Here is a 20,942-nt window from a genome sequence, read left to right as displayed (position 1 = left end):
GATTAGTGCTGAGGCTGTGGAGCCTTCCTGGACGCCCGTGCGGAGCGCAGAGCAGCCGGCAGGACGAAGTGCATATGTTCGTCGACCGCCCGAGCCCGGGTCACCTGGGTGAACCCCCGGGAAGCCAGAGTCTCCAGCACCCCTTGAACCAGGTTTTCGGGAACCGAAGCACCCGAGGTGAGCCCCACCGAATCCATGCCCTGCAGCCAGGCCGGATCCAACTCGCCCGCATCGTCGACCCGGTGGGCCCTCTGCTCACCCTGACCGGGAAAGCGCATATCCAAGGCCTGACGGGCCACCTCTACCAGGCGCACCGAATTGGAGGAGTTGGCCGACCCCACCACAATCATGCAGTCCGCCTGGCCAGACACCAGCTTGACCGCCTGCTGCCTGTTTTGGGTGGCGTAGCAGATGTCGGAGCCCGGGGGCTCCTCTATCCAAGGGAAGCGTCGACGCAGGGCCGCAGCCAGGTCGGCGGTCTCGTCCAGGCTCAGGGTGGTTTGGGTCAGCATGACCAAGGGTGTGTCCGGTCCGAAGTCCAAGGCCTCGATATCGGCCTCATGCTCCACCAGATGAACCCGGTCCGGGGCCTCCCCCATGACTCCCACAGCCTCGTCGTGCCCCCGATGGCCTATGTAAATAATCCGGTAGCCGTCGCGAACGAAGCGCTGGACCTCCCGGTGAACCTTGCTGACCAGGGGGCATGAGGCATCGACCACACGCATCCCCCGCCGCTGGGCCTCCTTGACGACCGAGGGGGCGATTCCATGGGCCGAGAAGACCACGGGAACCCCGGCACGGACGGCCTGGTCGGGAATCTGGTCCAGCTCGTCCACGAACACAGCCCCACGCCGGGACAGGTCCTCGACCACATGCCGGTTGTGAACTATTTGCCGACGCACATAGACCGGGGGCAGATCCTGATGAGGGTTGTCCGCATCCAGGATGGTCTGCACGGTCTGGATGGCACGGTCCACCCCCGCGCAGAACCCGCGCGGATCAGCCAGGATGACCCGTCCATGCCCCTGCGGGGCCGGCTGTTCGCACACGGTGGTCCGAAATCCTGCCACTGCCGCTCCTTATCAACGTCCATCCGGATACTCCCGGACATTGCAAGACCATGGTAGAAAGCCAGAGCGGCCCACGGTAGTCCATCCGCCACTCTTTCACCAAGAAGCCAAGACCACCAAGGCGCTAGGATGGTGGCGTACCAAGCATCAACGGCACTATGGAAGTGGGAGCATGCATACGAACGAGATGATGGGCGGGGCCGTGCCCCGGACAGGGCAGCAGTACAGCATCCGTCACGGGGACTACGAGGCAGTGGTGACCGAGCTGGGAGCCATCCTGCGCGTCCTGAAATACCAGGGAAAGGACCTGCTGGCTTCATTCGACCCGGATGGAACCGTACCCTGCAGCAACGGGAACGTGCTGGTCCCCTTCCCCAACCGGATCGAGGACGGCACCTACGACTTCCAGGGCCACACCTACACCCTGCCCATCGACGAGCATGACCGGCGCACCGCCATCCACGGCTACGGATACCGCGCCTACTGGCACTTGCAGGTCCTGGCCGAGGACTCCGTCAGCCTCTCCTGGCGGGTGCCCGACATGGCCGGATACCCCTTCGACGTGGTGGTCACCGTCACCTACACCCTGGACGACCAGGGGCTGACCATGACCACCCGGGCCCTGAATCTGGGCGACGAGGCCGCACCTTGGGCCTTCGGCATCCACCCCTGGCTGTCCAACGGCAAGCAGGGCATCGGTGACCAGATCCAGAAGGACAACGCCCCCTGCACCCTGTCCATCCCCTGCCGCACCCACGTAGTGGTCGACCCGGACAGGCTGCTGCCCACCGGTACCGAACCTGTCCAAGGACGGACCGATCTGCGTCAGGGCCTTGTGCTGGGCGAGGATGTGGCCTTCGACGACGCATGGACCGATGTGGAGCGGGACGACGACGGCACCTGCTCGGCCTGGTTCACCAGGCCGGACGGCATCCGCATTCAGCTCTGGGGCGATGAGACCATCACCTCCTGGCAGGTCTGCACCGGGACCGGCTTCGACGCCGGCATGCGCCCGGCCGGCGTTGCCGTGGAGCCCATGACCGCCTACGCCAACGCCTTCAGAACCGGCCGGAACCTGGTCATTCTGCAGCCTGCCGCCGTCTACACCACCCAGGTGGGATACCGGGCACAACAGCTCTGAGCGGACCATCCGGTCGACAAAGGTCACCCCTGTGTGCGATAATCTGCAAGGCTTATAGGTTCATCAGTAGCAAAGGAGTCCAATCATGGGCATGCGCGGACGCAAGCGCAGGGATCGCCGCAAGAAGGCCGCCAACCACGGCAAGAGGCCGAACACCTAATCGTCTGCCCCGGCACCAATGGTGCCGGGGTTTTGCATATGTGCATAAAAAAAAAAACCATGGTCGCATACGCATGACCATGATTCCAGCAATAGCCTGAATAGCCAGGTACTGAACCTACTTGACTTTATCTACTTGTCCGTATTGCGATCCGGGGTTCCCTGCTCCAGTTCGTCCATCTGGTCGAACATGTGCCTGAGCCGATCCAGCAGACAGTCCGGCGCGCACTCGGGGCGCAGATACCTGCGCAACTCCTCGATGACCATGCGCTCCCGATCGTCGCAGCAGGATTCAGGGTCGAAGCAGTCGCTGGGATCCACGCAGGAGGCATCCCGATAGATGCGCAGGCTGGTGTGGGACACCCTGACAGAGCCGCCGTCATCGTAGGCGTAGTGACTCATCTCCACGCGTCCGTCCATGCTCCTGCCCACTTCCTGGTACCCGATCTTCGGGGGCCCTCAGTGCCCCTTGGTGCTGATCTCTTTTTTTATACTAGGCCTGGCAGCACCAGCACCATGTCGTTCCGCTGAGGGCTTGCCTGCAGCACCGCGCCCCTGCTGGTAGCCGCGCTCCTGGGCATAGCGCTCCAGCTCCTGGCGCAACTGCGAGCGCGCACGGTTCAGCCGGCTCATGACCGTGCCGATCTTGATGCCCTCCTCATCGGCCACCTGCTGATAGCTCTTGCCGTCGATGGCGGCATCGATGAAGACCCGTCGGCGTTCCGGGCTGAGCCGGTTCAGGGCAGCCATGATCTCCTCGGGGGCGAAGGTCTCCATGTACTCCTGCTCGGCGGATTTGAGCCCCTCGGACCCGTGCTCCGAAGCCGAATAGATGTCCCAGTCGTTGTACTCGCCCGTCGAGTCGTTGGCCCTTTGGGGGCGCCGCTTGGCCTTGTGGTACTGGTTGAAGTAGGCGTTGCGTTCGATGGTGGTCATCCAGGCCTCAAAGTTGCTGCCGGGCTGGAAGCGGTCGAAAGCCTTGAATCCGCGCTCGAAGGTATCCTGAACCAGATCCTGGGCGTCCTCCGGATTGTTGGTCAGGCGCATGGCCTGGCGGTACAGCACATCCACCGCAGGCATGGCCAGGGCCTCGAATTGACGTTTTCTGCTTTCGAGTTCGCTGGTATCTGCCACACTTCTATTGTGCCATCCCCCCTCGCCCGTGGCGGTTTCGGCCCGTTCGCGGGCCGGTCGGTCCTCGGTTACCATAATGACGAAGGAGAAATCACGCTTATGGAAAACACCGAGTACACAAGCATGGAGCAGGCGCTTGCGTCAGCCCCGCAACAGGAGGGGTCGACACGCCTAGGGGATTCTTGGCTTGTGGGGTTCGACACCGAGACCACGGGTACCAGACCGGGCAAGGACGGCATTGTTTCGGCCAGCCTGGTTCTGCGCGACCCGACCAAGGGCTACGCAGGGGATGTCGTAGCCACCTGGATAGTCAATCCGCACCGACATATCAGCAAGGGGGCCAGTCGGGTCAACGGGTTCACCGATGAGCAGCTGGCCACCGAGGGCATGGAGCCTGAGCTGGCCACCGAGCAGATGGCCGGGTTCATTGCCCGCGCCCAGGACAAGCGCATCCCCCTGCTGGCCTACAACGCGCCCTTTGACGTGCAGATGCTGGATGGGGACATCGCCCACTGGTGCGCGGAGTCGGTCAAGCCACTAAGCGAGGGGGATCTGCTGGTGGTTGATCCTCTAGTCCTGGACAGGGAGATCTCCCACCGGTCGGGCCGCCGCACCCTGGGGCTGACCAGTGAGTACTACGGCGTCATCCCCCATGGCAACTTCCACAATGCCACAGCGGATACGGTGGCTGCCGTGGACCTGATCAAGCCCATGACCACCCTCTTCCCCCAGGTGGCCCGAATCACCATGGACTCCCTTATGGACTGGCAGCGGCAGGCGCAGGCCAAGTGGCGGGATCAGTTCAACCAGCACCTGATCTCCCAGGGACGCCGTCCGGTCACCGATTCCTGGCTCTGAAGCTCAGCTCCAAGGCCGATCCACTTCCTGCTTTTTGCCCATTCAGTCAAGGGGTCGTCGAATCGCCCTGCCCTCGCCTGGAGGCGGTTTAGACTTGTATCTGGTCTCGATCGGGGTCACCAATCGGGCAGGAACAAGTTATGTGACAAACCTACAGACAAGGGGGAAGCCGGCATGGCGCTGACGATGGCTTCAACTCTGGAGCTGCTGCGCAAACATCATCAACTGCGCGAGGTGATCCAGGGCGACCAGTGGACCTTGAATACTCCAGAAGACACCCAGTCATCCAAGCCCTTCACCGACATCACCTACGACACCCGCCAAGCTGGACCTGGCAGCCTGCTCTTCTGCAAGGGCCACTTCCTGCCCGAATATCTGGATGCCTGCGATCCCGAGGGTCCTCAGGCCTACGTGGCCCGGCAGGATCTGTCCGCCCATACCAAAGCCCCGGGGATCATCGTCAACGACGTGCGCAAGTCCATGAGCCTGCTGGCCGCTGCTTTTTACGGGTATCCCCAGGATCAGCTGACACTGGTGGGAATCACCGGAACCAAGGGCAAGACCACCACCGCTTACTTCCTGCAGGCCATGCTGGGCAAGATCTCCGGAGATCGCGCCGCCCTGCTTTCCTCAGTGGACAACTGCCTGGACGGCCGGCACTACGAAGAGTCCCAGCTGACCACACCCGAATCGCTGGACCTCTTTCGGATGATGCGCCAGGCGGCAGACGCCGGCATGCGCTACCTGGTCATGGAGGTCTCCTCCCAGGCCTACAAGGTGGACCGTGTCTACGGGCTGACATTCGACTTGGGGGCATTCCTGAACATCTCCCCCGACCACATCAGCCCCATCGAACACCCCAGCTTCGAAGATTACTTCTACTGCAAGCGCCACATAACCTACAACAGCCGACAGCTGGTCCTGGGAGCCGATGCGCGTGGAGCCGACCTGATTCGTCAGGATGCCCGCGCCGCCGGCATTCCGGTGACCACATTCGGAGACGGAACCCGACAGGCCGATTTCCTGGTTCGCAAGGCTCCCGGCCAGGGCGACGACTACCTGATAGGACCCGCCGGCGGAGCCATGAGGCCGGTCAGCCTGTCCATGGATGGGGATTTCAACGCCCTGAACGCGGCCGCTGCCCTGGCCATGCTGACCCGTCTGGGTCTGGAGCCCGATGCCGACGCACTCCGGGCCATGGGAAGCGTCAGGATCGCCGGCAGGATGGAACGCTTCAAGGCCGATAACCGAGTGGTCTACGTCGATTACGCCCACAACAAGGCCTCAGTCACCGCCCTACTGGATTTTGTGGACGAGCGCTACGGCGAGCGCAAGCCCCTGATCACCCTGGTCTCCGGTTCCGCTGGCGGCAAGGCCATCGACCGCAGGGAGGGCATCGTCAGCGCCGCCCAGAACCGCGTCGACCGGCTGATCCTGACTGCCGACGACGAGGAGGGGGAGAGCGCGGATCAGGTGGATCGCCAGATGCTGGGCTTCGTGACCAATCCAAGCCTGGATGCCAGCATCGTTCCGGACAGGGTCCAGGCCATCAGGCAGGCTCTGGGGGATCCGGGCCAGCCAGAGGACCGTCTGCGCGTCACGCTGGTCATCGGCAAGGGTGAGGAACGCTGGTTCAAGACGGACGGCGGCCACGTGCCCTATGAGGGCGATGACCACGTGGTGGCGCGCCTGCTGGGCACGGAAAGCTACAACCTGGGAGCCACCGGCGCAGCCCGGGGATGACGATCCCGACAGGACCCTAAGATGGAAAGCCAAATGCCCCGCGGCAGGGCGGGGCGCACGAGCACATGGTAGGTGGTTTCATACAGATGCAAGAATTCCAACCGGTCATACTGGGCAGCGATATCAACGCCTACGGCATGGCGCGCGCTTTTCATGAGGTCTATGGACTGGTCTCCACCGCCTTCGCCCACCAGCAGCTCTCCCCCACCAAGTACAGCAGGATCATCGACGTGCACCTGGTGCCGGATTTCGCCAATCCCAAGGTCTTTGTGCCGGCCCTGAACGACTGGGCGGATGCCTATCACCGGGACCACCCAGGAGCCACCCTGCTCCTATTGCCCTGCGGGGACACCTACGCCAACCTGCTGGACGAGTTCGGCGATCCCCTGCGCGAACGGTTCGTCTTCAACGCCATCGACGCCAAGCTCAACCGCGCCCTCTCACTCAAGTCCTCCTTCTACGAACTCTGCGACCGCTACGATCTGCCCCACCCGCAGACCGTCTCGGTGGATGCCGACGATGTGAAGGCGGGTCGCCACCGGAAGCTGCCCTTCGACTACCCGGTGGCCATGAAGCCTGCCGACAGCGACGAGTGGCTGGGCATCGACTTCCCCGGCAGGAAGAAGGCCTTCATCTTCAGCAACCCTGAAGAGCTGGACACCATGATCCGCAGGTCCTACCAGGCCGGGTACACCTCGAAAATGGTCATCCAGGACTTCGTGCCTGGGGGCGATGACAACATGAGGGTGCTCAACGCCTATGTGGACCGCCACCACCGGGTGCGCATGATGTTTCTGGGACACCCGCTGCTGGAGGACCCCACCCCCGAGGCCGTGGGCAACTACGCAGCCATTATGCCCGACTACAACCAGGACATCTTCGACCGGATCAAGGCCTTCCTTGAGGACATCAACTACAGCGGTGTGGCCAACTTCGACATGAAGTACGATCCGCGCGACGGCATCTACAAGCTCTTCGAAATCAATCTGCGCCAGGGCCGCAGCAGTTACGTGGTCACCCTGAACGGCTTCAACCTGGCCCGCTACTTCGTGGACGACCTGGTTCTGGACACCCCCTTCAACGGACGCACCGTCTTCGGCCGGGGGCATCGCCTCTGGATGGAGATTCCCAAGGACATCTTCCGCAAATACTGCGCCGAATCCGAGGACAAGCGACAGGCCATGGCCATGATTCGCCGCGGAGACTGGGGCACCACTCTGGAGTACAGTAAGGACCGCAACTTCAAGCGCTGGCTGCTGATTCGACACATGTTTTCCATCTATCGGCGTCGTTACCGGCGCTACTTCCGTGACAAGAGGACACTGGCATGAGGAACTTCTTCGTCGTCCTGGGCGGCATGGGCACACTGGCCACCGAAAGCTTCGTGCGGGTGCTGGACCGGATGACCGGGGCGCGCAAGGACCAGGACTTTCTGGACTATGTGGTCTTCAACCACGCCACCGTGCCCGACCGCACCGAGTTCATCCTGGGCCGCAGCAAGGATGATCCCTTCCCCTATCTGGCCGAGGATGTGCGCCAGGCTACAGCCATGGGCGCCTCCTTCATGGTCATGGCCTGCAACACCGCCCATCAGATTCTGCCCAGGCTCCAGGCCCTGACCCCTGTCCCTATTTTGGACATGCCCCAGGCCACCATCGACTGGGCTGATCGGCACTATCCGGCGAAAACCCATCCGCGCATGGGGTACATGGGCACCGAGGGTTCCCGCCATGCCGCCATCTACCAGGGCCCGGCCGACAGCGCCGGTTACCAGCTGGTGGACCCGGACCAGGCCCTGCAGGACCGCGTGAGCGCACTGATCTACGACGACGTCAAGGAAGGGCGACTGGACAAGGACCGCTACCTGGGCGTTCTCGATACCTTCCTGAATGACTACCACTGTGACTCGGTCCTGCTGGGCTGCACCGAACTTTCAGTACTCAACGAGGTTTACCCCATGCCACAGCTGCCCATCGTGGACTCCCAAGCCGTTTTGGCAGAGGTCACCCTTGATCGGGCTCGGGCTCTTCGCGGCCGGAACGATTCGGATCCTTCAGCCGCTGGGAAATGACGGCCGTCACCCCGTCCCCCCGCATGGTGACCCCGTAGAGCGCGTCGGCGATGCCCATGGTCCGCTGCTGGTGGGTGATGATGATCAGCTGGGCATGCTCCCGCAACTGCTCGAAGGCCTTGAGCAGCCTGGTCAGGTTCACATCGTCCAGGGCGGCCTCGACCTCGTCCATGACATAGAAGGGGCTGGGCCGGGCCGTGAAGATGGCCAGGAGCAGGGCCAGGGCTGTCAGCGACCGCTCCCCTCCAGAGAGCAGGGAAAGCCGACGGACCTTCTTGCCGGCCGGGCTGGCCTCGACCAGAACCCCTGTGGTCAGCAGGTCATCCGGGTCCTCCAGCCGCAGCCGCCCGCGCCCGCCGGGGAAGAGGGTGGCGAATATGCGTTCGAAGGCCTGGGCGGTATCGTCGAAGGCCTCCTTGAAGACCGTGACCATGGTCGAATCCAGATCCTTGACCAGGGCCATCAGATCGTCCCGGGACCCGATCACATCCTGACGCTGCTCGTGCAGGTAGCGGTTGCGGGACTCCAGGGCCTCGTATTCCTCGGTGGCCAGCGGGTTGACCTTGCCTAGAGCAGCCAGGTCCCGCTTGGCCTTGGCCAGTCGCTTCTCCTGTTCCCCGCGCTGGTAGGGCACCGTTTTGAAGGCTGACGAATCTGCATCTTCATCCTCCGTCGCCTCCAGGTCTAGGGGCACCGGATTGCCCTCGTCATCCAGGACGGGCACCGGACGATCGGGGCCGTACTCGCGGATCAGCTCCTCAGGCTCCATGCCCAGATCATCCTGGATACGCTGGCGCAGGCGACCATCTTCACCGGCCAGGCGCTCCCGTTCCAGATCCAGACCGTGCTCATTCTGACGCAGACCGGCCACCTTGGGTTCCAGATCGTCCCTGCTGGCCCGCAGATCGGTCAGCTCCTTGTCGTGGGCCGAAGCCTTGGCCCTGGGCTGATCCCGGCGGCGGGCCGCATGTTCCATTCTCCCCTTGATCAGCTGGGCCAGCAGGTCGGCCCTGAGCGCGATCAGCCCCAGGGATGCCATGCCGGCCTTGCGACGACGGTTTTCCTCGCCTATCCGCTGACGATGGCGTTCGGCCTGGTCGGCCTGATCCCGCAGCAGATCAATCTGCCGCAGCAGGGAGGCATGCCGCCGGTCGCTCTCCGTCCAGGTCAGCTTGGCCTCCATCTCGGCAGTGCGGGCCTGGTCCAGGGCCGTCTCCAATTCATGCTGCCGGTCTTCCATACCCTCCGGGTCATCCGGGTCAGAATCCCCATCCTCCTGGGCGCGGGCCAGGCCGGCTTTCAGGTCTTCCAGTTTGAGTTCGTGGGTGCGCACCTGGTCACGCACCTGGGTCAGCCGGTCATCCAGATCCTTGACCCCAGCCTGGGCACGATCCGACTCCTTGCGGGCTGCCGCCAGATCTCGGGCTGCCTGCTCGGCCTTGACCCGGGCCTCGGTGCACCGGTTGCGCGCCTCCTGCAGCTGCTGCTCAGCTTGCTCAAGGGCGGTACGGGCCGCATCCATCTGCGGTTGCAGCGTCCGGGATTCATCCTGGAGGGCCTCCACCTGCGCCAGGGCCTTATCCCTGCGTGCAGTCAACGCCAAGTCACTGGTGGCCGGAGCTGATCCGCCTACAGCACCTACCCGGTCGTAGAGGTCGCCTTGGCGGGTCAACGCCTGCTGCCACCCGTCCTCCAGGGCACGGCGGGCCTTATCGACGTCATCGACGGCGGCTGTCGAGGCCAGCAGACTGCGTACAGCCCTCAGCACTCCCTGGGCCTGGTCAGGATCGGCAGGATGCTCCCGCAGATCCACCAGGTCGGCGGCAGACCGCCAGGGGCCATTGCCGGGTCGTATGTCTGCCCCCTTGAGCGGACCGGATGCCGAGATCAACGCGGCGCGTCCCAGACGATCTTGGCGGGCCCGCTCCAGGGTCTGGTCGACCGCCTGGCCATCCTTGGCCACCAGAGCCGAGGCATAGTCATGCAAGGCCTGGGCCAGGGGCTCCTCCCAGCCATCCTCCACTCGGACGAAGTCGGTCAGTACACCCAGCAGGGCCGGATCCCCGGCCTGGGACAGGGCCTCGCCGGCGCCGCGATGATCCAGCGTGTCCGCCAGGGCATCGGCCTTGGCCTGGGCCGATATGGCATCGGATTGGATACGGCGTTCGCGCTCCTGGAGGTCGTTGAGCCTGCTTCGGGCCTGGTCCCTGACCTGAGCTGCCTGATCCAGGGCCTGTCTGCTATCCTGGTCAGGACTTTCCTCCTGGCTGTCCAGGTCCCGTACCCGGTTCCTGGCACGCTCCAGGCTCTCCTTGACCTGATCCTGCTGGCGGGACAGGTCACGCTCGCGCTGCCTGGAAAGTTCCAGGGCCGATTCCTCCTTGGCCACCAGCTGGGCCAGATCGCCCAACCGAGCCTGCCGCTTTCTGGCCGCCTGCCGCAGCTCGGTCATGGTCTGCCGGTGGGCGGCCAGCCGCCGCTCCAGATCCGCACGGGCTTGAACGCGGCCGTCCAAGGCGATCCGGTCAGCTCCAACCTGGGCCTCCTCCTGGTCGGCCTGACCCTTGAGCTCGTCGGCCCGCCGCCTGAGCACCCCGGGGTCCTGCCCCTGGTCGGCCACCATGCCGGCCTCCAACGAACGGCTGCGCTCCCTGGCCAATGCTGCCAAGGAACCGGCCCGCTCACCCAGCTTGGTCAGGTCGTTCCACTGCTGGTTGACAGCCTCCAGAGCCGGACTGGACTGTCGGTCCAGCCCCTCCAGCTGTTCGATGCGCAGCTTGACCCTGGTCAGATCCTCCTGCCCGCGAGCCAGCTGCCCCCGAGTCTCTGCCATCTGCGAGCGCAGGTCCTCCAGTTTTTTCTGCGAGGTCAGGGCGTCATCGGCATGGATGCGGGCCTGGGCGTCCCGCAGGCTGACCTGAATCATGTCGGCTCGGCGGGAGACCTTGGCCTGGCGGCCCAGAGGCCCCAGCTGCCGATGAATCTCGCCGATCAGGTCATCCAGACGGGACAGGTTGGCCTCGGTGTTGGCCAGCTTGTGCAGGGCCCGCTCCTTGCGCTTGCGGTGCTTGAGGATGCCGGCCGCCTCCTCGATGAAGGCCCGATGGCCGGCCGGATCAGCCCGCAGGATGGCATCCAGCCGACCCTGGCCGACGATCACGTGCATCTGCTGGCCCAGCCCGGTGTCGCTGAGCAGCTCCTGGATGTCCAGCAGGCGGCAGTCGGACCCGTTGATGGCGTATTCGGACCCGCCGTTGCGGTAGATGGTCCGGCTGATGGTCACCTCGGTGTAGTCGATGTCCAAGGTCCGATCAGTGTTGTCGATGGTCAGGGTGACCTGAGCACGGCCCAGTGGCGGCCTGGAGGAGGTGCCGGCAAAGATCACGTCCTCCATGGATCCGCCGCGCAGGCTCTTGGCTCCCTGCTCGCCCATGACCCAGGCCAGGGCGTCGACGATGTTGGATTTGCCTGATCCGTTGGGGCCCACCACGGCGGTGATGCCCGGCTCGAAGCGCAGGGTGGTGGCCGAGGCGAAGGACTTGAAGCCCTTGAGGGTCAGCTCCTTGAGATACATCAGGCGCGCTCCGCCTTAGGTTTGGCCAGATCGGGATTGGGACGCTCGGCCAGCAGGGTACGGGCGTCGCCGGCGGTGACGAAGCTGCCGCAGATCAGCACTCCCCGGCCATAGCCCACGCCGGTCTGGTCCTCGCTGTCGACCATGTCGACGGCCGTCTGGATGGCATCGGGCATCCGGTCGCGCCGGACCACCCTGTCGGGCCCGAAGACCCTCACGGCGACCCGTTCCAGATCCTCGGCAGGCATGACCCGACCCTTCCAGGAGTTCTCGGTGACTACGACGCTGTCCAGCACGGGTTCCAGCAGGCCCAGATAGTCCTCCACCTGCTTGTCGGCCATCATGGAAATCACACCCACCAGCTGCTTGAAGTCGTAGTTCTCCTCGATGGCCGAGCGCAGCGACTGGGCCGCGTTCAGGTTGTGCCCGCCATCGATGATGATGGTGGGTGAGGTGCGCACCTGCTCGATCCGTCCGGGGATGCGCACCTGACTCAAGGCTTCGGCCACCAGATCCTGGTCCAGGGCCCCGTTGACGGGGATGACCGTCTCAGCCGCGGCCAGGGCTGCCAGAGCGTTGTGGGCCTGATGCTCTCCGAACTTATCGATGGGCACATCCTTGTAGAGTCCCTGAGGCGTGCGCAGCGTAGCCACCTGGCCGCCCACCGCAGGCATACGGGAAACGACCTCCAGCTCGTTGCCGTCCCTCAGCAAGGTGGGGGCGCCCTGCTCGCGCACAGCCTGCTCGATGATGGGCATGACAGCCTCCTCATGCGGCTGTGCGCCGACGATGACCGTGGACTTGGGCTTGATGATCCCGGCCTTCTCCCCTGCTATCTGCTCGACCGTATCCCCCAGCCACTGCATATGGTCCATGTCCACCGGACCGATGATGGCGGCGTCGCCATCGAGGACGTTGGTGGCATCCCAACGGCCGCCCATCCCCACCTCGACGATGGCCACGTCCACCGGGGCATCGGCGAAGGCCCATACAGCCATGGCGGTCAGGACCTCGAAGAAGCTCATGGGAGCCCTGCCCTGCTGGGCGAAGCGGTCGTCCACCATGGCGATGAAATCCTCGATCTGCTGGTAGAGGTCCACAAAGTCCTCGTCCGAGAGCTCCTTGCCGTCGATGGCGATCCGCTCGTTGATCCGCTCCAGGTGGGGCGAGGTATAGAGCCCGGTGCGCAGACCGTAGGCCCGCACCAGAGCCTCGGCCATCCGCGCCGTGGACCCCTTGCCGTTGGTACCGGTGACGTGGATGACCCGGAAGCTGTGCTCCGGATGGCCCAACAGATCCAGCATCATCCCCATCCTGTCCAGGTCCAGGTTGGGGCTGTCATGCTCGGCGGGACGCGCCATGATGGCCCGCTCGACATCGCGAATATTCTGACCCTTGCTGTTGGGGTGTTCGAATGACATATTCTGCCTGCGCCTCCTGCTGGCTGTGGATGCTTCCCGCCCATTCTATGCGCCACCGACCCCGATTGAGGGCCGGAACAGCCGACTGTCACATCGGCCGAACGCACTACCATGGAACCAACATAGTCAGAACCGGAATCTCAAGGAGGCTGGACGTGACCGCATCCGCACAGGAGCATCTACAAGGAGACACTGATCCCAAGAACGTGGACCTGGATGAGCAGAACATGGAAGACCGGGTGAACAACCGCACCCTGCGCCCCAACTCCCCCGCCTTCCAGAAGTTCATGACCACTGGGTGGCAGGCCCAGGAGCCGCAGATCGAGCCGCTGGAGTCCAGCAAATATACTGAGCGCCGCCTGCGTGAACTGGGTCAGCGTTTTCCTGGCGAACGACTGGTCATCCCTGCCGGATCCTACAAGACCCGAAACAACGACAACGACTACGCCTTCCGCCCAGACACCACCTTTGCCTACTACACGGGCCTGGGCGAGGACTACGAACCCGGAGCCATCCTGGTCCTGGACCCGGTGGATCCCGACAGCCCGGAGGCCGCCAAGGGCCTGACCCATACCCCCGAGCTCTTCGTCCATCCCCGGGCCGATCAGTCCACCCGCGACTACTACCGGTCCTCCCAGTATGGGGAATACTGGGTGGGTCCCCGGGCCGGGCTGCGGGAGCTGGCCATCATGACCGGCATCCCCACCAAGGACATCGCCTCCTTCCCTGATGCCATCGCCAAGGATCTGGGGCCGGACCAGGGTGCAGTCAAGATGCGGGTAATCCGCACTGCCGACCAGGAGGTCCTGAACCAGGTGGAGGCCGCCCGCAAGGCCAACGGGATCGGCGGTCCGGACCGCAATGAGGAGGCCGACGACAAGCTCGAAGAGTTCACCTCCGAGGCCCGCATGATCAAGGACGACTATGAGATCAGCGAGATGCGCAAGGCCATCGCCGCCACCAAGGACGGATTCGACCGGATTCTGACCCACCTGCCCCAGGTGGTAGGCAAGCCCCGTTCCGAGCGGATGCTGGAGGGCGTTTTCAATGCCAACGCCCGCGAGAAGGGCAACGACGTGGGCTACGGTTCCATCATCGCCTCGGGCAAGCACGCTCCCATCCTGCACTGGATGCGCAATGACGGAACCGTCCAGGAGGGCGACCTGCTCCTGATCGACGCCGGTGTGGAGGTCAACAGCCTCTACACGGCCGACATCACCCGTACCTTCCCCGTAGGCGGCACCTTCAGTCCACTGCAGAAGCGGATCTACCAGACCGTGCTCAAGGCCCAGCAGGCCGGCTTCGAAGCCGCCAAGCCCGGCGCCACCTACTCGGACATCCACCATGCCGTCATGCGTGTGCTGGCTGAAACTTTGCACGAGTGGGGCATCCTCAAGGTCAGCGTGGAGGAGTCCCTCTCCCCCCAGGGCCAGCAGCACCGGCGCTGGCACGCCTGTGGATGCGCCCACCACCTGGGTCTGGACGTACACGACTGCGCGGAGGCCAGGTACGAGTCCTACCAAGGCGCGCCCATCACCCCCGGGATGATCTTCACCATCGAGCCCGGACTCTACTTCAAGGAAAACGACCTGCTGGTGCCTCCGGAGTTCCGCGGCATCGGCGTGCGCGTGGAGGACGACGTGCTCATGACCGAGCAGGGACCCCAGTGGCTGTCTGCAGGCATCCCCAAGACCGTCGAAGAGGTAGAGGCCTGGATGGCGCAGCGGGCCGCACTGGCCGACCCGGACCAGGACTGATATGCCCACCCCTGACTTCGTGCTCAGACTGCGTCGGTCCATAGGCCATGACCTGCTCTGGCTGAACGGTGTGACGGCCTTCGTCAGCGATGACCAGGACCGCCTCCTGCTGGGCCGGCGCTCCGACACAGGACAGTGGGCCCTGGTCTACGGGATCAACGAACCGGGCGAGGACCCGGCCGACACCGTGATCCGCGAGGTCAAGGAGGAGACCGGGGTGGATGTGATCGTCACCGACCTGGCGGCGGTCACATCCTCCCAAGAGGTGATCACCTATGCCAACGGGGACCGGACCATGTACATGGATCATCTCTTCATCTGCCGGCCTGACCCCAGCGGCAACACCGATCCCTTTGTGGGTGACGAGGAGAGCCTGTCAGTCGGCTGGTTCGACCCCGATCAACTCCCCTCTCCGCTGGCCCAGACCACTGTGGAACGCATGGCCCGAGCCCGGACCTACCTGAAGCGCCTCCAGGGCGGAGACGCCCACGCCCTCTTCAAGGTTGGCGGCAGGGAGCTGCCTGCAAATCCCGACTAGTCTCAAGTTGACCATTGGGCCCTTGGAAGGTTCAGCCCTTGGCGGCTCAGTCCTCGAAGAAATTCAGCGGATCGTCGATGAAGCGGCGCAGGCCTACCAGTGCTGCTCCCTTGAGGGCCGGATAGTCGGCCTGGGTGGGGATGAGGACGCGAATGTCCACGGCATCCCGGCCCAGGGTCAGCTGATTGAGCCGATCCTGCAGACGCTGGGCCAGGTTCCCCCCGAAGTGCGACCAGAATCCCCCCAGAATGACCGTATCCACGTCGACAATATTGATAGCTGAGGCGATGACCGAGATCATGGCATCGAGCCCGCGGTCGATGGCATCTACCGCTTTGGCATCGCCCTGCTGCCAGCGCTGGTAGAGTTCCTCCATGGCCTGGGGCGTGACCGCCTCAGCTCCAGTGGCGATGTCAGCCGCCTCAACCAGAGCCCTGCGTCCGGCGTAGGTCTCCAGGCACCCACGGCGACCGCAACGGCAGGTTGGGCCGTTCAGATCCACCGAGGCATGCCCCAATTCACCGGCGAACCCATGGTCTCCGGTCTCGACGGCCCCGCGACGCACCACAGCTCCGCCGATACCGATGTCAGTGGAAATGTAAATAAAGGAGTCGGTGGGCGAAAGTGGCCCCTCATCTCCGCCCGCAGGACGCTGTGCCGCGTAGCCGGGAATCTGTGCAAGGGCTGCCAGACGCGCCTCGTTGCCCACTCTGGGAGCTAAGCGACGGACCAGGGGAAATTCCTGCAGATCCAGACGTTCCCATCCCAGGTTGCGGGCCATGAGCAAGGTGGTGTCGCCGCCGACCAGGCCAGGCAGAGCCAGGCCCGAACCCACTGTGCGGTAGTGCCGCCGGGACAGCTTGCGTTCGATGGGCTTGGTCAGTTTCTCCAGGTCAGCGAAGACCCGATCGGGTTCCGCCTCATGCATATCATCTTTGACCCAGGCCGAATCGATCAGGGTTCCATCCAGATCCATGGCCAGACATCCGTAACCATCAGTGTTGATCTGCAGGCCCAGGCCAGCCCAGCGTCCGTGTGCGATGGACAGTGGGGTGCTCGGTCGGCCATGGCTGCTCTGCGAAGTCTCAGGTTCCTCCTCGCGTACCACCCTATTCCTGAGTAGGAGTCCAGCCAGGAGCGACATGGTAGCCTTGGTCAGCCCGGTAGCCTTGGCCAGATCCGCCCTGCTGAGCGAGGTAGGCGACCGCAGAATGGTGTCGATGATGACCGAGAGGTTGTGGTTCCTCAGATCATCCTGATTGATAGAGCGCAGGGCAGTCACGGAAATCATCCCTCCAAATCCGGGCGGCAAAACCACCCTACATGCCAGAAACCACCTTTCAGTATCACACATGAACCCGCCAAAATCCGCAAATTCAGCTGGAGCTTCCGCCCTCGGATACGTAGGTAGAAGCTAGGAAGGAAAATTAACGACGAGCTTTAAACAAGGCCCCGCCCTCTGTTCTTCCAAGCAGGAAACGAACAGAGGGCGGGGCGCAGACAGGTCAGCAATTACTTCTTGTGACGTTTGCTGATCAAATCATATGCCACGGCGATAATCACAACCAGACCCTTGATGATCTTCACTATGGCGGCATCCGCACCCATGATCGACAGCCCTTGGTTGAGCACACCCATGATCAGTGCACCTACCATGGCGCCGGGGATGGTACCTACGCCACCAGCCACAGCCGCACCACCGATGAAGCAGGCGGCGATGGCGTCCATTTCAAACTCCATACCGGTCTGGGCCGTAGCGGAAGCCAGTCGGGACAAAGTGATGATTGCAGCGATGGCGGCAAGCAGCCCCATGTTGAGGAATATCTTGAAATCGACCTTGCGTGTATCAATGCCCGAAAGCACGGCGGCCTTTCTATTGCCACCGACAGCATAGATATCGCGCCCTAGCACCATCCTGTTGAGAACGAACCAGTAGATGCCCACTAGCACAGCGATAATGACCAAGACGATGGGTATACCACCCTGAGTCTGGTTTCCGGAAGAAGCCAGCAGGTAGGTTACGAACCCAATGACCAAGGTGGCCAGCACGCACTTGATGATCATCCAGCTCTTCGGCTCAGCCTGCAGCCCGACCCGGATAGTATGAGACCGACGACGGACCTGCATGACGATAACCAGGAGTATGACCACTGCCCCAACGACCAAGGTCAGCCCATCCAGACCAAACCAGAAACCGAAGATGTTCGGCAGGAAATCCTTGGAGATGGCACGGAACTCACGGGAGCGAAGGGGAATGGATTCACCGGCGATCACAGTTGCCAGACCGCGGAAAACCAGCATTCCGCCAAGGGTCGTGACAAAGGCGGGTACGCCAACATAGGCTACCCAGAAGCCCTGCCAGATACCCACAATCAGCCCGAGCGCCAGCATGAGCACAATGGCCAGGAACCAGTTCAAACCCCAGTTCTTCATCATGAAAGCGCCCATGCCGCCAATGAAAGCAACCACAGAACCCACAGACAGATCGATATGAGTACCGATGATCACCATAAGCATGCCGATGGCCAGAACGAGCACATAGGCGTTCTGCTGAAATAGAGCAACGAAATTGTTGGGGAAGAGCAGACGCCCTCCGGTCAGCACTTCGAAGATGGCAATGACCACTACCAGTGCCAGATAGATTCCATATTGTCGAGCATTGCCCAGCAAGGTGGACTTAAGAGTGGCCACCTGCGGATTTCCGCTGTCATTGGACGCTTCAGCGACCGACTGCTTCATTGTTGTTTTTCCTTCCTTGACGCTCATGCGAACACCGCTTCCTCACTGCAAGGGATTTCAGACGTCATGTACCGCATCAGCTCCTCCTGATCGGTGGCATGGGCATCCAGACATGCCGTAATGATTCCTTGACTCATCGTGTAGATTCGGTCACAGATGCCCAAGAGCTCAGGCAACTCGGAGGATATGACCAGAATGGCCGAACCGGCATCGGCCAGCCGGTCGATGATCTCGTATATCTCGTATTTGGCACCCACATCGATGCCACGGGTCGGCTCGTCCAGTATGAGCACTTTGGGCTCAGTGGATACCCACTTGGAAAGCACCACCTTCTGCTGGTTGCCTCCGGACAGGCTGCTCGCCGGCATCTCTATGCTCGGGGTCTTCGTCCTGAAATCCCGCCGATACTGCTCAGCAATCTGCTTTTCACGGTCGAGATCCAAGACACCGTGGTGAGACAGGTGTCCGAGGTTAGCCATTGAGGTGTTCTCTCGAATGGAAGCAATCAGGTTAAGGCCGTACTCTTTCCTATCTTCGGTGGCGTAAGCCAGACCCGCGTCAATGGCCGAACGCACGTCGGGCAGGGTAATTTTCCTGCCTTCCATATATATGTCGCCGCTAGCCCCGACGCCGTACTGGTGACCGAAGATGCTCATAGCGGTTTCGGTTCTTCCGGCACCGATCAGCCCAGCCATACCCACTATCTCCCCAGCGCGGAGGTTGAAGCTGACATCCTTGGCCACCAAACGGTTGGAATCCTGTGGATGGTGGACGCTCCAATGCTCTACACGGAACATCTCCTTGCCGATGTGCGATTCGTGCTCCGGATAACGATTGGTCATCGGTCTGCCGACCATATCGCGGATCAAGGCATCCATATCCAGCGGGTGCTCCTTATCGACCCGACAATCACTGATGGTCTTTCCGTCCCTGATCACCTGGACGGCATCCGCAGACGCCGCTATTTCGTTGAGCTTATGGGAGATGATGATGGCCGTTATGCCACGTTCCCTGCGAAGCCGGTCGATCAAATCCAGCAGGTGGAAGGAATCCTCATCGTTGAGCGCTGCTGTGGGTTCGTCCAAAATAAGCAATTGAACGTTCTTGCTGAGCGCTTTGGCGATTTCCACCAGTTGTTGCTTGCCCACACCGAGGTTGGAGACCAGGGTGTCTGGATCCTCATCCAAACCAACCAGGGACATGACATCCTTAGCCTTTCGGCGTTGCTGATCATCCTGAATGAAGATCCCCTTGGTGATGGGATTGCCCAGAAAGATATTCTGAGCAATCGTCATGTAGGGCTCGAGTGCCAGCTCCTGGTGGATGATGACGATTCCCTCGCGCTCCGAATCTCGTATGCTAGAGAACCTGCAGGGTTTTCCCTGGTAGATGATGCTTCCTGAGTATGATCCATACGGGTAGACTCCCGACAGAACGTTCATGAGAGTGGATTTACCAGCCCCATTCTCGCCGCAGATGGAGAAGATCTGACCCTGTTGGACCTTGATATTGACATGGTCCAATGCCGTGACTGGACCGAAGGACTTTACAATGTCCCGCATTTCCAAAATCGTGTTTTGAGATGATGTCATTGGTGCCTTCTGAATTTAAGGGCATCCGCACTCAATGAACCTCGGCGAATGCCCGATGACGTTTCGTCACAGTCCGGCGTTTGCCGCGGAGATATACCCGCTGTCAACCAGTTCCTTCTTGACGTTGTCCTTGTCAACGGAGACCGGCTTCAGCAGGATCGAAGGCACATCCTTGTTGTTATTGTTGAATGTGTCGTTGGTCTTGGGCTTCTGTCCCTTGACCAGTTTCTCGATCAGGGCAGCAGTGGAATCAGCCAGTTTGCGAGTATCCTTGTAGACCGTCATTGTCTGCTTGCCCGCAACGATGTTGGCCACATTGGCCTTTTCGGCATCCTGACCGGTGATGATCGGATAGTAATTCCAGCCCGCCGCGTCTACAGCGTTTACAGTCCCCATGGCAATTGCATCATTGGGGGCGAGAACGGCATCAAGATGTCTTCCGCTGTTGTAATAGGAATTGATGCGGTTTTCCATCTCGCTCTGTGCGTTTTGACGATCCCAATTCTGTATGCCGATGCTCTGCCAATCCTCGAGATTCTTGGGAACTCGACCAGACGGGGACACCAATGACCCGTTTTTAAAATATGGTTCGAGGACCGACCAAGATCCTTGGAAGTAATATTTGGCGTTGTTGTCTGTTGGCGAGCCGGTCATCAGCTCAATGTTGAAGGGCCCTTTTTTGCCACTATCAAGGCCGAGCTTTTTAACTATGTATTGCCCTTGGAGTTTGCCCACCTCGGTGATGTTGAACGTCGAGTAGTAGTCACAAGCATCGGTGTTCATGATCAGTCGATCGTAGGCGATCACCGTAGCACCGTTTGATTTGGCTGCCTCCGCGGCTGGCCCTACAGCCGTGCCGTCAATGGAAGCAATCACAACGAAATTAGCTCCCTGATTAGCCATATTCTGAATCTGGGAAGCCTGCAGATCCGTCTTATTGTCAGCAAATTGCAGGAGGACCTTGTAGCCCTTGCCTTCAAGCTGTTTTTTGAGGTTATCGCCGTCGAGACGCCAGCGTTCCAGCTGTTGTTCCGGCATCGAGATTCCGACGGTCACATCTGAGGGGTTTTTAGCATTTACGCCCCCCCCCCCCCCCCCCCCCCCCCCCCCCCCCCCCCCCCCCCCCCCCCCCCCCCCCCCCCCCC

At 62.1% G+C, this 20,942-nt stretch carries 17 protein-coding genes; 8 read left to right on the top strand and 9 right to left on the bottom strand.

Going from position 1 to position 20,942, the window contains the following annotated elements:
* Positions 1-2: 2 nt before the first annotated feature.
* Positions 3-1,070, bottom strand: coding sequence for a 4-hydroxy-3-methylbut-2-enyl diphosphate reductase (locus tag CI601_RS04705; protein WP_121914507.1), 1,068 nt, complete (start codon positions 1,068-1,070; stop codon positions 3-5).
* Between the two features lie 172 nt (positions 1,071-1,242).
* Here CI601_RS04705 and CI601_RS04700 point away from each other — a divergent pair, with 172 nt between their 5' ends.
* A complete protein-coding gene (locus CI601_RS04700) occupies positions 1,243-2,211 on the top strand; it encodes an aldose 1-epimerase family protein (protein WP_121914506.1) in 969 nt (322 codons plus the stop codon).
* 85 nt (positions 2,212-2,296) lie between these two features.
* The gene (locus tag CI601_RS08610) at positions 2,297-2,371 is read left to right on the top strand and encodes a 50S ribosomal protein bL37 (protein WP_099327425.1); all 75 of its coding nucleotides are present in this window, start codon (positions 2,297-2,299) and stop codon (positions 2,369-2,371) included.
* Between the two features lie 131 nt (positions 2,372-2,502).
* Here CI601_RS08610 and CI601_RS04695 read toward each other — a convergent pair whose 3' ends face one another.
* Complete coding sequence (locus CI601_RS04695) at positions 2,503-2,790, bottom strand: hypothetical protein (protein WP_183129762.1); 288 nt, start codon at positions 2,788-2,790, stop codon at positions 2,503-2,505.
* A gap of 39 nt (positions 2,791-2,829) precedes the next feature.
* Positions 2,830-3,450: a sigma-70 family RNA polymerase sigma factor gene (locus tag CI601_RS04690; protein WP_121914799.1), complete on the bottom strand. Its 621-nt coding sequence runs from the start codon at positions 3,448-3,450 to the stop codon at positions 2,830-2,832.
* A 153-nt stretch (positions 3,451-3,603) separates the two neighbouring features.
* Here CI601_RS04690 and CI601_RS04685 point away from each other — a divergent pair, with 153 nt between their 5' ends.
* The 4 genes from CI601_RS04685 (at position 3,604) to CI601_RS04670 (ending at position 8,176) form a co-directional block, all read left to right on the top strand.
* Positions 3,604-4,362 (top strand): exonuclease domain-containing protein, encoded by a 759-nt coding sequence (locus CI601_RS04685; RefSeq protein WP_121914505.1) that lies wholly within the window; start codon positions 3,604-3,606, stop codon positions 4,360-4,362.
* Positions 4,363-4,536: 174 nt separating this feature from the next.
* Positions 4,537-6,105 carry a Mur ligase family protein gene (locus tag CI601_RS04680; RefSeq protein WP_121914504.1) on the top strand — a complete coding sequence of 523 codons (1,569 nt, stop codon included), beginning with the start codon at positions 4,537-4,539 and terminating at the stop codon, positions 6,103-6,105.
* Positions 6,106-6,191: 86 nt separating this feature from the next.
* Complete coding sequence (locus CI601_RS04675) at positions 6,192-7,436, top strand: carboxylate--amine ligase (RefSeq protein WP_121914798.1); 1,245 nt, start codon at positions 6,192-6,194, stop codon at positions 7,434-7,436.
* Positions 7,433-8,176, top strand: coding sequence for an aspartate/glutamate racemase family protein (locus tag CI601_RS04670; RefSeq protein WP_121914503.1), 744 nt, complete (start codon positions 7,433-7,435; stop codon positions 8,174-8,176). The genes CI601_RS04675 and CI601_RS04670 overlap by 4 nt, the downstream gene beginning before the upstream one ends.
* On the opposite strand, the gene smc is transcribed toward CI601_RS04670, so the two are convergent.
* Both smc and CI601_RS04660 read right to left on the bottom strand, forming a co-directional pair.
* Positions 8,109-11,750: a chromosome segregation protein SMC gene (gene smc, locus CI601_RS04665; protein ID WP_121914502.1), complete on the bottom strand. Its 3,642-nt coding sequence runs from the start codon at positions 11,748-11,750 to the stop codon at positions 8,109-8,111. The genes CI601_RS04670 and smc overlap by 68 nt on opposite strands.
* A complete protein-coding gene (locus tag CI601_RS04660; RefSeq protein ID WP_121914501.1) occupies positions 11,750-13,171 on the bottom strand; it encodes a folylpolyglutamate synthase/dihydrofolate synthase family protein in 1,422 nt (473 codons plus the stop codon). The genes smc and CI601_RS04660 overlap by 1 nt, the downstream gene beginning before the upstream one ends.
* A gap of 155 nt (positions 13,172-13,326) precedes the next feature.
* Between CI601_RS04660 and CI601_RS04655 the strand changes: the two genes are divergently transcribed.
* Positions 13,327-14,928, top strand: coding sequence for an aminopeptidase P family protein (locus CI601_RS04655; RefSeq protein ID WP_121914500.1), 1,602 nt, complete (start codon positions 13,327-13,329; stop codon positions 14,926-14,928).
* 1 nt (position 14,929) lies between these two features.
* Positions 14,930-15,466, top strand: a complete 537-nt coding sequence (locus CI601_RS04650) for an NUDIX domain-containing protein (protein ID WP_121914499.1) — start codon at positions 14,930-14,932, stop codon at positions 15,464-15,466.
* 46 nt (positions 15,467-15,512) lie between these two features.
* Here CI601_RS04650 and CI601_RS04645 read toward each other — a convergent pair whose 3' ends face one another.
* The 4 genes from CI601_RS04645 to CI601_RS04630 all read right to left on the bottom strand — a co-directional run.
* Entirely contained in the window at positions 15,513-16,748 is a 1,236-nt protein-coding gene (locus CI601_RS04645; protein WP_121914797.1) for an ROK family protein, read from the bottom strand.
* Between the two features lie 230 nt (positions 16,749-16,978).
* The gene (gene mmsB, locus CI601_RS04640) at positions 16,979-18,205 is read right to left on the bottom strand and encodes a multiple monosaccharide ABC transporter permease (protein ID WP_024627188.1); all 1,227 of its coding nucleotides are present in this window, start codon (positions 18,203-18,205) and stop codon (positions 16,979-16,981) included.
* Positions 18,206-18,228: 23 nt separating this feature from the next.
* Complete coding sequence (locus CI601_RS04635; RefSeq protein ID WP_121914498.1) at positions 18,229-19,797, bottom strand: sugar ABC transporter ATP-binding protein; 1,569 nt, start codon at positions 19,795-19,797, stop codon at positions 18,229-18,231.
* Positions 19,798-19,863: 66 nt separating this feature from the next.
* Positions 19,864-20,942, bottom strand: a 1,079-nt coding sequence (locus CI601_RS04630; RefSeq protein ID WP_183129761.1) for a sugar-binding protein, incomplete at its 5' end; no start/stop codon positions are given.

Source organism: Bifidobacterium sp. wkB344 (assembly GCF_003688305.1).
Lineage (GTDB): Bacteria > Actinomycetota > Actinomycetes > Actinomycetales > Bifidobacteriaceae > Bombiscardovia > Bombiscardovia mizhiensis.
This window is presented reverse-complemented; position numbering and strand designations above follow the sequence as displayed.